The organism is Mesorhizobium sp. WSM4815 (assembly GCF_055811575.1).
This window is the reverse complement of the sequence record NZ_JBVVQS010000099.1, coordinates 410,019-421,323: the sequence shown is the minus strand read 5'-3', so window position 1 is coordinate 421,323 and position 11,305 is coordinate 410,019. Positions and strand designations below refer to the sequence as shown.

The following is an 11,305-nucleotide window of genomic DNA, read 5'->3' as shown; positions in this document are numbered from 1 at the left end:
GAACCCCCTCGCGCACAATGCGCAAAACTGTTCGCGATGTCCTCGCACACCTGTTCGCGATGTCTCCGGTCCAAACACCCTTCTGGGAGAAGGTGGATCGGCGCGTGCGCCGAGACGGATGAGGGGTGCTGGAAGGAACTCAACCTGAAAACATCAAGGATTTGAATCGCTTACGCCATCATCGTAGCGCTCCGTCCAGCACCCCTCATCCGACCGAGCTTCGCTCGGCCACCTTCTCCCACAAGGGGAGAAGGCAAGAGGCGCCTAATCCTAATGCCTGAAATGCCTGACGCCGGTAAACACCATGGCGATGCCGTGGGCATCGGCGGCGGCGATGACATCGTCGTCGCGCATCGAGCCGCCCGGCTGGATGACGGCGGTGGCGCCGGCTTCGATCGCCGACAGCAGCCCGTCGGCGAACGGGAAAAAGGCATCCGAGGCGACGACAGAATTCTTGGTCAGCGGCTCGGCCAGGTCGGCTGCCTCGGCCGCGTCGAGCGCCTTGCGCGCGGCGATGCGCGAGGAATCGACCCGGCTCATCTGGCCGGCGCCGATGCCGACGGTGGCACCGTCCCTGACATAGACGATGGCGTTCGACTTGACGTGCTTTGCGACGCGGAAAGCGAATTTGAGATCGGCCATTTCGGCCGTTGTCGGCGCCCGCCGGGTCACCACTTTCAAGTCGAGGTCGTCGACCACCGCATTGTCGCGGCCCTGGACGAGAAACCCGCCGGAAACGGATTTCACAGTGGAGCCGGCCGTGCGCGGATCGGGCAAGCCGCCGGTGACCAGCAAGCGCAGATTCTTCTTGGCGGCGACGATGCGGATTGCTTCGTCCGAGGCGCCCGGCGCGATGATGACCTCGGTGAAGGTTTTGACGATCTCTTCGGCTGCCTCGGCATCGAGGGTGCGGTTCATCGCGACAATGCCGCCAAAGGCCGACACCGGATCGCAGGCAAGCGCTTTGGCATAGGCCGCCTTCAGCGAAGCGCCCTCGGCGACGCCGCATGGGTTGGCGTGCTTGATGATGGCGACGGTGGCGGAGCGCGCCGGATCGAACTCGCCGACCAGTTCGAAGGCGGCGTCGGTGTCGTTGATGTTGTTGTAGGAAAGCTGCTTGCCCTGAAGCTGGCGCGCCGTCGCGACGCCCGGTCGCTTGTCGCCATCGACGTAGAAGCCGGCGCTCTGGTGCGGGTTCTCGCCGTAGCGCATCACCTGGTCGAGCCTGCCGCCGAAGGCGCGCCAGGTGGGATGCTCGATCTCCAGCGCTTCGGCGAACCAGCCGGAAATCGCCGCATCATAGGTCGCGGTGCGGGCGAAGGCCTTGGCCGCCAGCTTCTTGCGGAAATCCAGCGAGAGCGAGCCGAAATTCATCTCCAGCGCGTTGAGCAACGAGGCATAGTCCTCGGGATCGGTGACGATGGCGACATAGGCGTGGTTTTTGGCGGCGGCGCGGATCATCGCCGGGCCGCCTATGTCGATGTTCTCGACGATCGAGGCGTAAGCGGCGCCGGAGCGGCGGACATCCTCGAAAGGGTAGAGATTGGAGACGACGAGATCGATTGGCTCGATGCCATGATCGCGCATCGCCGCGGCGTGTTCGGGATCGTCGCGCACGCCGAGCAACGCGCCATGCACGGACGGATGCAGGGTCTTGACGCGGCCGTCCATGATCTCGGGAAAGCCGGTGAGTTCGGAGACGTCGCGTACAGCCAAGCCTGCCTCGGCGATCGCCTTTGCCGTGCCGCCGGTGGAGACCAGCTCGACGCCGGCAGCGGCCAGCGCCCTGGCGAAATCGATGAGGCCGGTCTTGTCGAAAACGGAAAGCAGCGCGCGACGGACAGGAACGAGGTCGGGCGCGGGAATGTTCTTGGCGGCGACGGCCATGGGCTGGCGGCCTTTCACGGCTGGTTGGGACAGTGTCCGCGCGCCGTAGCACATGAGGCCTGGAAATCAAACTGCAGGGCTACCGCAGTCTCAGCTTTTTGCCGGATGACCGGCGATGGCCGTCCGTGTCAGTTGCCAATGGACTTCGGAAATCACTGACGCCTTGAAGGCCAGCACGATCTGCCGGCTGCGGCGCGGGCCGCCAAGACCGGCGAAATAAATGGATTCTTCGACCTCGGGCGCCACCTCGGTGCAGGTGAACACCCATGTGTCGGCTTCATCGGCGGTCAGCACCAGACGGTCGTGCTCGTCCTTGAGCAGGCCTATGTCGGGATGGATGTGGAAGCGCACGGTGACGAAATCGCGGCCGTTGTTGCGGATCGCAGCATTGCCCGGCCGCAGAAGGCGATCCCTGCCGGCGAGCACATTGCCGTTCGTCGACAATTTCAGTTCGCGCTCATGCAGCAAGCCGAAGCGCGCGACATAGCCGTCATGGCGAGCCAGAAAACCCTGGCTGCCTTGCTGGTCGGTGCGCTTGCAAGGCACATGCTGCGGGCCGCCGATCAGCGGCGTGCCGAGCAGATCGTTGACGCGCAGCGAGTGGCTGAAACGCGCCGACGAGGTGTCGTTGATGGTGGTGGTCGAATGGGCGGCCGTGGCGCGGGCAAGCGGCCGGAATTCGGCGGCGCCATAGGTGTCCACGCCGGCGTTAACGATATAGTGGCGGCGGCCGGAAGACAGCTCGAAGGAAAGGCATCCGGCGTGCGCCGCGTTGGAAACATCGATGCGCGGTGGCGGGCCGGTATCGGCGATCACGGTGACGCCGCCCATGGAGAGCCGCTCGTAGCCCGAATGCGGTGCGTGCAGCAATGGCGCGCCGGCGGTGTCGTCGTGGCGCAGAATGGTGGCGATGCGGTTGTGGATGGTCGCGCCCATGCCGTTGAAGCGGGCGAGGCTGCCGTCCTGGTGGCGAAAGAAACGCAGCGCCGGCAGCATGCGATCGATGGCGCCCATCAGCGCCGCCGGCGGCGTTTCGGCCTGATTGGCATAAGTCTGGCGCAGCGGCAGAAGGTCGGCGAGGATTTCAAGCACGGCCATCGGATTGCGGGAAATATGGCCGCCATCCGGCAGAATCTGACGGTCGAGTTCCTCGGCGAGGTTGCGGGTCGCGCCGCGCAGTGCCGACGCCGGCGCCGGTAGCGACAGAGCGGCAAAGGCAAGCGCGATGCGGGCGCGCAGCCTGTCCTTGCCGTCCGGCATCTCGCGTGCCATCGCCCTGAGATAGCGGATCTGCATGGCCAGCGATTTCAGGAAGGCCCGGTAGAAGGGAAATTCAGCACCCTGCAGCACCACCGAGGAATGCTGCAGCCAGGCAATGACGCGCTTGGCCGTCGTGCCGGGCTCCCAGGCGACACCGGAAATATTGCTGCCATGAATGGCGATCCAGTCGGAGACCAGCGCGCGGGCATTGGCGGCGGCAAGCTCGGTACCGGCGGCGCGCATATGGCGCAGCCAGCGAAAGCCGTGCAGGGCCTTTTGCCAGCCGGGATTGGCCACGGCGATCTGGAAGGGCGACTTGCCGCCGGTTTCGACCAGATGTCCCGACAGCGGATAGCGGCCATAATAAATCTCGAGCGCGATCTGCCGGTCGGCCAGGCGCAGGTCCGGCGGCGCGATCAACACGCGTTCCGGTGTGCGGCCGGAGTAGCGCCAGCGATGGATCGGCCCGCCACGCAGGCGCCGGCGCGTCTTGCGCCAAAACTCCTTCGCGACAAGCGTCCATAGACGCGTCGTGGTGCCGGCAGCGATCGCCAAAAGCCCTCCTCGTAGCGCCCAATCCGAAGACAAGCTTATGTGATTCAAGAACTTATGCGAAGGCGAATTCCACGGAGGCCTTGGAATTCAGCCTGTTTTCCGCAGGATTCTTCCTAAAACAGTCTTCAAACTTTCAGCGTTGGCCGGGTCTGCGCATGCGGGCGGCGAAGAAGCCATCCAGGCCGGACCGTTCCGGTGAGCCGAGCTCCAGATCTGCGGGCGTGGTGCGCAGCGTGCCCTGCGGCGTCAGGAACGGATCAATGCCGGCGATCTCGCCCGGGCGGAGCGGATCGTCGACAATGTCAGCCGTCCCGGCGAGGAAGGCGCGGTGAAGCGCCTCGCCTTCGAGCGGGTCGAGCGAGCAGTTGGAAAAGACGATGCGCCCGCCAGGCTTGACCAGGCTGACGGCGCGGGCGAGCAGGCTGCGTTGCAGTTTGGCGAGCTTTTCGATGTCGGCCGCCGTCTTCGTCCACGGCACGTCGGGATGCCGCCGCACCGTGCCGGTCGAGGAGCAGGGCGCGTCGAGGAGGACGGCGTCGAACAGTTGTTCCGGCTCGTATTTGAGCAGATCGGCCTGGACAATTTCTGCGGACAGACCGAGCCGTTCGAGATTTTGCGAGAGCCGCGCCAACCGGTTCTTCGAGGAATCGATCGCCGTGACCGTGGCGCCGCCGAGAATGAGCTGAGCGGTCTTGCCGCCGGGGGCGGCGCAGAGATCGGCGACGCGCAAACCCCTCACGTCGCCGAAAAGCCGTGCCGGAAGGCTGGCGGCGGCATCCTGGATCCACCAGGCGCCGTCTTCAAAGCCGGGCAGTTCAGTGACCGAGGCGCTGAGTTTCTCCACGCGCACAGTGCCGGTCGGCAGCACGATGCCGCCGAGCCGCTCGGCCCACAGCGCAGGATCCGTCTTGACCGTGAAGTCTACCGGCGCCTCGTATCTGTGGGCGGCGAGGATTTGCCTGGCTTTCTCAGTGCCATAGGCGGCTTTCAGCCGGTCGGAAAACCATTTCGGCGCTTCGTCGGTGGCGGCAAGCGCTGCAGCCAGTTCGGCCTGCTTGGATCGCGCCAGCGTGCGCAGCACGCCATTGACGAGACCGGAGAAGCGCACTGTGCGCGGATCGGACTTGGAGTGGGTCACGGCAAGGTCGACTGCGGCGCTGTCGGGAATATCGAGGAACAGGATCTGCGCCGCTGCTACATGCAGGATATGCGAAAGCGCGGTGGCGTTGGGTGGCAGCGGCTTTTCCAGGCGGCGGGCCAGCAACCCTGATATGGTCATGCGGAAGCGCAGCGCGGTGACCAGTATGGCGCGCACCAGCGCCCGGTCGCGCAGGTCGAGCGCCTTGTATTGCGGATGGCCGTTCTCGTGGTCGGTCAGCCCGTCCAGCGGCGTCCTCGCATCGATGACGGCGGCCAGCAATCGTGCCGCGGCCTTGCGTGCGGCAAGGCCGGCAACAGGTTCGCCGGGGCTCGCTGCACTGTGTTCATGATCGCCTGAAATTCGGTGCCGGCGTTTCGCTTCGCTCACGACCACGGACCCTTCGGTCCGGTCGGATTGCGGCCCCAGGGATTGGACTTCGGCCTGGCCGGTTCAGCCGGCTGCTCAGCTTTCTCCCACGGGCCCGATGGCCGCTGTTCGTCTGCCTGCCGCGGCATCGGCGTTTGCGGCCGCGCGGAGGCGGATGCGCCACCGGCCATGTCCTGCGCCATCGCCTGCAGGGCGGCGATGCGGTTGTCGGTGCTCGGGTGGGTCGAAAACAGGCTGTCCATGCGCTCGCCGGAAAGAGGATTGATGATGAAGAGGTGGGCAGTTGCCGGATTGCGCTCGGCATCCGGGTTGCGGATGCGTTCGGCGCCGCGAGCGATCTTGTCAAGGGCCGAGGCAAGCCAGAGCGGCTGTCCACAGATCTCGGCGCCGCGCCGGTCGGCCTCGTATTCGCGGGTGCGGCTGACCGCCATCTGCACGATCATCGCGGCAAAGGGCGCCACGATCATCGCCACCAGCACACCGATAATGCCAAGCGAATTGTTGTTGTCGCGATTGCCGCCGAAAAAGAAGGCGAAATTGCCGAGCATCGAGATCGCACCGGCAAGCGTGGCGACGATTGTCATGGTCAGCGTGTCGCGGTGCTGCACATGGGCGAGCTCATGCGCCATTACCGCCGTGACTTCCTCGTGCGACAGTTGCTGCAGCAGTCCGGTGGTGGCGGCGACCGCGGCATTCTGGGGGTTGCGGCCGGTGGCGAAAGCGTTGGGCTGCGGGTTGTCGATCAGATAGGTTTTCGGCATCGGCAGGCCGGCCTGTCTGGCGAGGCTCTGCACGATGGCGTAATATTCCGGGGCGTTCCTTTCGTCGACCTCGACGGCGCGGTTCATCGACAGCACCATCTTGTCGGCGTTCCAATAGCTGAACAGGTTCATCGCGGCGGCAATCAGCAAGGCGATCACCATGCCGCCCGATCCGCCGATCAGATAGCCGACGCCCATGAACAGCGCGGTCATCGCTGCCAAAAGCATGGCGGTGCGAAGTGTGTTCATTGTCTGCTCCGTTTCTGCCGGCCTTTCGGAAAAAGGGTCGATCCTTGTCGGCTCATCGCTATATGATGGGAAACGTATGGTCCTGTTTCAATTGGGGCCGGTTTCAATCGCCGGGAATATCGCATGATCGACGAAGCCAATATATCGGGCGGAACCAGCAATGCAGACGCCGGCCCCGGTCAAGACGTGCCGCAAAGGACGCTGACACCGGCAGCCCGCCGCGCTTTGGCGGAAGCGGAAGCACGGCGCGAACACTATCGCCAGCAGGAAGCCGCGATGCCCCGGGAACTCGGCGGCCGTGGCGGCAGGGAACCCGGCCGCTATGGCGATTGGGAAGTGAAGGGCCTGACCAGCGATTTCTAAGGGCCAGCGATTTCTAAGGGTATGTCGATATTCAGGTGATGCCGGCCTGCGAACAGCGGATTCCTGCGCTTCTCACGGACCTGAAAGTCCGCTCCGTTCCGGTTCTCGGAACCCACCTAATCTGGTCGCTTCGCGCCCGTCTTCGACTCCGGCTCGGCCTGACCTGAATCTCAACATACCCTAGGCAGCAGCGCGCTCCGCGCCGAGGACAATCCAGCCGCGGTCGTCGACGGTGACGCCGATCCCGTCATAACCGGCGATCGCAGCATGCGGCGTTTGCAACGGATGCTGGTGCGTGGCGCTGATCACCACGACGGTGGCTCCCGCGGCCTCGGCCGCCGCTATCCCGGCGGGCGCATCTTCGAAAACGAGGCAGTCGCGCGCGTCGACGCCCAGCCGCTCGGCAGCCAGCCGGAAGCAATCCGGCGCTGGCTTGCCGCGGGAAACGTCCTCGGCCGCGACAAGGGTGGCGGGAAGCGGGATGCCGGCGGCGGCGATGCGCAGCAGAGCCAGCTCGCGCGGCGCCGAAGTGACGATTGCCCAGCGATCGGGTGGCAGCGACGCCAGAAACGCCGCGGCGCCGGCGATCGGAAGGATGCCGTCGATATCGGCCACCTCGGCCTGCAGAAGCGCATCGGCTTCACGCATCGGGTCGACGCCTGGAAGCGCCAGCCGAGCGATGGTCTCGATCGCCCGCACGCCGTGGATCGTTGGCAGGAATGCGGCAACGTCGAGATCTTGCCGGCGTGCCCAATCTGCCCAGACCCTTTCTGCCGCGGCAATCGAATTGACCACCGTGCCGTCCATGTCGAACAGCAAGGCTGCGAATTTTCTGCCTGCGAACATCTGCTATCCCAAGTTGTTTCGGAAGGAACCAAAGCCTGTCGATCGACCGTAACGTCGCACCGGCGGCATGGGAAGGCACGAGATCGCCTTTTTCGACAGACCAGGGAACCACGGCCGGCCATCTCGCGTTAATCCAATCGCCTTCCACGACACTCACAAGAGGGGAACCGCAATGCTGATTCGGCTCGGCTACGAAATCGCCATCGACTGTGCTGAATCCACCCCGGTGATTTCGCTGCTCGAGATCCACAAGCAGCGCCAGGCCGACATCAAGCGGCAAACGCGCGTGCTGACCTCGCCCTCCGTCCCAACCAGGCTCTATCACGATCTTTATGGCAACACCTGCCGCCGCTTCACCGCGCCTGGCGGAGGCTTTCGTATTCTTTACGACGCCGTCGTCGAGGACAGCGGCGGGACCGACGAGGTCAACACGCTGGCCAGGGAAGTGCCGGTGGCGGAGTTGCCCGACGAGGTGCTCTGTTATCTGCTCGGCAGTCGCTATTGCGAAACCGATCATCTCAGCGCTCTGGCCTGGCAGCTTTTCGGGCCTGTTCCATCCGGCTGGCCTCGGGTGCAGGCGATCGTCGACTATGTCCACAACCGTCTGTCGTTCGGCTACGGCTATGCGCGCCCGACCCGCACGGCGGCGCAGGCGCATGAGGAGCGCGTCGGCGTCTGCCGCGACTTCGCTCATCTGGCGATCACGCTCTGCCGCTGCATGAACATCCCAGCCCGCTACGTGAACGGTTATCTCGGCGACATCGGCGTGCCGGTCGACCCGGCACCGATGGATTTTTCGGCGTGGCTGGAAGTGTTCCTCGACGGCAAGTGGTACACGTTCGACCCCCGCCACAACATGCCGAGGATCGGCCGCGTCGTCATCGCGCGCGGTCGCGACGCGACCGACGTGCCGCTGCTGCACAGTTTCGGCCCGCACCGGCTCAGCCTGTTCAAGGTCTGGACCTACGAGCAGGAAAGCAATCTGTTCAACCCGCCCCATCGCAGCGTCGACAGGACGGCCAGCGCGCAGATGCTGGCATAGTATCCGACCGCCGCTTTCACGATCACGCCGTCGGTTGGAAGTTGCGGTGGCCAGATTGGCCGAACGACGCGGTTTGCCCACACTGCTGCACTTCTTCCGGCGAAACGGAAGTCCGGCCCGGAGCCGGACTTCCTACCTCCGATTATGTCGCGTCGACCAACTCGCTCGGCATCCAGACAGGGCTAGCAGACGAGCCCTTCATAATGTCAATGCCGCGTCGGCAATCGGCGCGATTCTTGTAGCCTTCGCTACTCACCGCGATCGTTTCGGCGTTGGACGCTTCATACGTCCAGCGCCATTCCTTTTTGCTATCCCTGTACATCCAGTACGAGGGGTACGGTCGTGCTGCCATTGGATCTCTCCATTTGCTGGCATACGAACGTCGAGCTTGACCACAGCGTGTTTTTTTGATTCAACACGATTGTAAATATCCCTGTGCCCCGCGCTCGACGATCAATCTTTGCGGGTCCAGAACTTCTGAAACCGTCGCGGCTCCCCAGCTTAGCGACGGTTTCTTCATTCTGGCGTCAACTCTTGCATAGCGTGACAGCGCCAGGAGTCAAGACGAGGTTAACCGATCGTTAACCTCAGGGTAACGATTTTAAATTTTCATCAATTATTCCAGACGCTTAGTCGGTTCCTCCCGGCGCTGGACAAGGGCGTCTAAGAACTCCAGCGCCTGTTCAAGATATCAGATCCTCAAAGAAAGGGAAATATTGCAACGCACCCGATTCTTCGCGCGCTGCAGCACATGCCCGTATTGCTGACATTATTACTTCAGAGACATATGTTTATTTGCTTATGCCTGCTTGAACTCGCTGCATCCAGTAGGTTGCCGCTCTTCCCGCTTTCGGCGACCATCGCACGGCAGACGCCGCTGATCCGCTACGGCACAGACCCTCTGTGCCGGATCGGGATCGGGCTCTCTTGTGCTCCACGGCAGGCGGCTGGATCATGGTAAGCGCTTCGTAAACGAAACTGCCGCAGCGGCTTGTCGTTTACCTTATGTTTACCTTGCCGCTTTTCGAAACCAAGCAAAAACAATGGCTTGACGATGAGCCGCCGGCTTTTGCTGCGATGACGACGCCGTCCGGCCGGAATCCTGCAATGTGGCCTTCACACGGCTCGAGTCGTGGCGAATGGAGGCGAGCATGCGGCGTTTTGGGGGTCTTGTTCACGCGATCGGCGGCTTTGCCCGAGATCGAAGCGGAAATTTGGCGGTTCTGTTCGGCATGGTTGCGTCGGTGCTGGCGCTTGGCGTTGGCTTTGCCGTCAATGTTTCCCAGCTCTACAACGCCAAGTCGAGCTTGCAAGGCGTGGTCGATGCGGCGGTGACCTCGACGGCACGCGACCTGACCACCGGCGTCATCAACGAGGCCGACGCCAACAAGTCGGTGCAGGCGTTTTTCGATGCCAACAGCCGAGCGGGCATGCTACGGGCTGATCGGATCGTCCTCGACAAATTGACCATCGACAGGACCGCCAACACGGTTCAGGCGGACGTGCATGTCAATGTCGGCCTTTATTTTCCGATCTTCGGCATGGGCGATATCCAGCGTGTCACGGTATCGACGACAGCACTCTATTCGGACAGGCAGATTGAAGTGGCTATGATGCTCGACGTGACCGGATCGATGGAGGAAAGCTGGTATAAGAAGACCGACAAAATTGGCGACCTGCGGGACGCGGCTTCAGGAGCTGTGGAAGACCTGCTCAAATGGAACCGCGACGAGAACAATCCCCGCGTACGCATCGCCATCGTTCCCTACGCCGAAGCCGTCAACACAGGCGGTCTGGCCAGCGCGGTATTCGTCGAGACGAGATATGGATCAAAGGTGCCGCCCCCGATCGATGCTCCGGTCTCGGTGTCCTTGACATTGGCGTCCGACAAATGTGCCACTGAACGCAAGGACAGGGATGGTTACGCCGATTATTCGGCCGACGGCCCTTACACGCCGCGCCTGGACAACAACGGCAAAACCTATCTGGCCAAAGTCAATCGGGACCACAATATGCGCAGCTGCCCGTCCGCCGAGCTCATCCCCCTGACCGCCGACAAAGACAAACTGCTCAACACAATCGACGATTTCAGGGCGGATGGCGTTACGGCCGGCGGTATCGCCGCGCAATGGGGCTATTACATGCTTTCGCCGTCGTGGCGCTCGGCGATTGCCGATGCCGGTCTGGGTGCAGGCCCCGCCAATTTCGACAAAAGAAGGGTGGCCAAGATCGCCATCCTGATGACCGACGGCCAATTCAACACTGCTTTTGCCAAGGGACCCGGTGCGCCCAGCTCGCAGGGTCAGGGCCAGACCTCGCGAAAGAATGCCGAAGCCATCTGCGCCAACATGAAGCGCGATGGGATTGAGATATTCACGATCGGCTTCGACCTGAACGATCCGACCATGACGGCGACCGAGCGGGATCAGGCAAAGAGCGTGCTCAAGAATTGCTCTACAGCGGACACGTCCTCGCTGAAGCACTACTACGAGGCCGCCACCGGCACGGAGCTGGCAACCGCCTTCAAGGAGATCAGCAAGAATATCGAGAAGCTTGCCATCAAACGCTGATTTTCCCCGACGGCGGCGAATACACGAACACCCAAAGGAAAAGGCCGCCGCTTCTTGCGAAGCCGGCGGCCTTCCGTGTTTCCGTCCATGGCGCGGCTCATGGCGGCGACGTGACTTAAAGTGCTGGAGCGTCCTTTGCGCATCCAAAGGACGCGCGGCGCTCCAGGCGTCGCCAGCCGCGCATCTCGCGCCTTAACGGGAAGACTGCTTCCCGAAAGTGCAATCCGCTGAGGCCACGTTCTGG

General features: G+C 63.2%; 9 protein-coding genes. 3 read left to right on the top strand and 6 right to left on the bottom strand.

From position 1 onward, the window contains the following. Positions 1–270 precede the first annotated feature (270 nt). The 4 genes from purH to htpX form a co-directional block, all read right to left on the bottom strand. On the bottom strand, positions 271–1,887 hold the full coding sequence (gene purH, locus AC0L2B_RS25310; protein ID WP_473747235.1) for a bifunctional phosphoribosylaminoimidazolecarboxamide formyltransferase/IMP cyclohydrolase: 1,617 nt from the start codon (positions 1,885–1,887) through the stop codon (positions 271–273). Between the two features lie 90 nt (positions 1,888–1,977). Continuing rightward, positions 1,978–3,702, bottom strand: coding sequence for a heparinase II/III family protein (locus AC0L2B_RS25305; protein WP_473747233.1), 1,725 nt, complete (start codon positions 3,700–3,702; stop codon positions 1,978–1,980). A gap of 133 nt (positions 3,703–3,835) precedes the next feature. Further along, on the bottom strand, positions 3,836–5,236 hold the full coding sequence (locus AC0L2B_RS25300; RefSeq protein WP_473747231.1) for an RsmB/NOP family class I SAM-dependent RNA methyltransferase: 1,401 nt from the start codon (positions 5,234–5,236) through the stop codon (positions 3,836–3,838). Then, positions 5,227–6,240 (bottom strand): zinc metalloprotease HtpX, encoded by a 1,014-nt coding sequence (gene htpX, locus AC0L2B_RS25295; protein WP_473747230.1) that lies wholly within the window; start codon positions 6,238–6,240, stop codon positions 5,227–5,229. The genes AC0L2B_RS25300 and htpX overlap by 10 nt, the downstream gene beginning before the upstream one ends. A gap of 123 nt (positions 6,241–6,363) precedes the next feature. Here htpX and AC0L2B_RS25290 point away from each other — a divergent pair, with 123 nt between their 5' ends. Next, on the top strand, positions 6,364–6,603 hold the full coding sequence (locus tag AC0L2B_RS25290; protein ID WP_473747228.1) for a DUF1674 domain-containing protein: 240 nt from the start codon (positions 6,364–6,366) through the stop codon (positions 6,601–6,603). A gap of 180 nt (positions 6,604–6,783) precedes the next feature. Here AC0L2B_RS25290 and AC0L2B_RS25285 read toward each other — a convergent pair whose 3' ends face one another. Continuing rightward, positions 6,784–7,449, bottom strand: coding sequence for an HAD-IA family hydrolase (locus tag AC0L2B_RS25285; RefSeq protein ID WP_287072129.1), 666 nt, complete (start codon positions 7,447–7,449; stop codon positions 6,784–6,786). A gap of 172 nt (positions 7,450–7,621) precedes the next feature. Here AC0L2B_RS25285 and AC0L2B_RS25280 point away from each other — a divergent pair, with 172 nt between their 5' ends. Next, complete coding sequence (locus AC0L2B_RS25280) at positions 7,622–8,491, top strand: transglutaminase-like domain-containing protein (RefSeq protein WP_473747227.1); 870 nt, start codon at positions 7,622–7,624, stop codon at positions 8,489–8,491. 142 nt (positions 8,492–8,633) lie between these two features. Here AC0L2B_RS25280 and AC0L2B_RS25275 read toward each other — a convergent pair whose 3' ends face one another. Continuing rightward, entirely contained in the window at positions 8,634–8,813 is a 180-nt protein-coding gene (locus AC0L2B_RS25275) for a YegP family protein (RefSeq protein ID WP_473747249.1), read from the bottom strand. Positions 8,814–9,642: 829 nt separating this feature from the next. Here AC0L2B_RS25275 and AC0L2B_RS25270 point away from each other — a divergent pair. After that, positions 9,643–11,061, top strand: coding sequence for a TadE/TadG family type IV pilus assembly protein (locus AC0L2B_RS25270; protein WP_473747226.1), 1,419 nt, complete (start codon positions 9,643–9,645; stop codon positions 11,059–11,061). The last annotated feature ends 244 nt before the right edge of the window (positions 11,062–11,305 follow it).

Excerpts from the sequence above, each read along its gene's own strand:
- AC0L2B_RS25270 (WP_473747226.1), top strand. The coding sequence starts at position 9,643 with ATGCGGCGTTTTGGGGGTCTTGTTCACGCGATCGGCGGCTTTGCCCGA.
- AC0L2B_RS25280 (WP_473747227.1), top strand. The coding sequence starts at position 7,622 with ATGCTGATTCGGCTCGGCTACGAAATCGCCATCGACTGTGCTGAATCC.
- purH (WP_473747235.1), bottom strand. The coding sequence starts at position 1,887 with ATGGCCGTCGCCGCCAAGAACATTCCCGCGCCCGACCTCGTTCCTGTC.
- AC0L2B_RS25290 (WP_473747228.1), top strand. The coding sequence starts at position 6,364 with ATGATCGACGAAGCCAATATATCGGGCGGAACCAGCAATGCAGACGCC.
- AC0L2B_RS25285 (WP_287072129.1), bottom strand. The coding sequence starts at position 7,449 with ATGTTCGCAGGCAGAAAATTCGCAGCCTTGCTGTTCGACATGGACGGC.
- AC0L2B_RS25275 (WP_473747249.1), bottom strand. The coding sequence starts at position 8,813 with ATGTACAGGGATAGCAAAAAGGAATGGCGCTGGACGTATGAAGCGTCC.
- htpX (WP_473747230.1), bottom strand. The coding sequence starts at position 6,240 with ATGAACACACTTCGCACCGCCATGCTTTTGGCAGCGATGACCGCGCTG.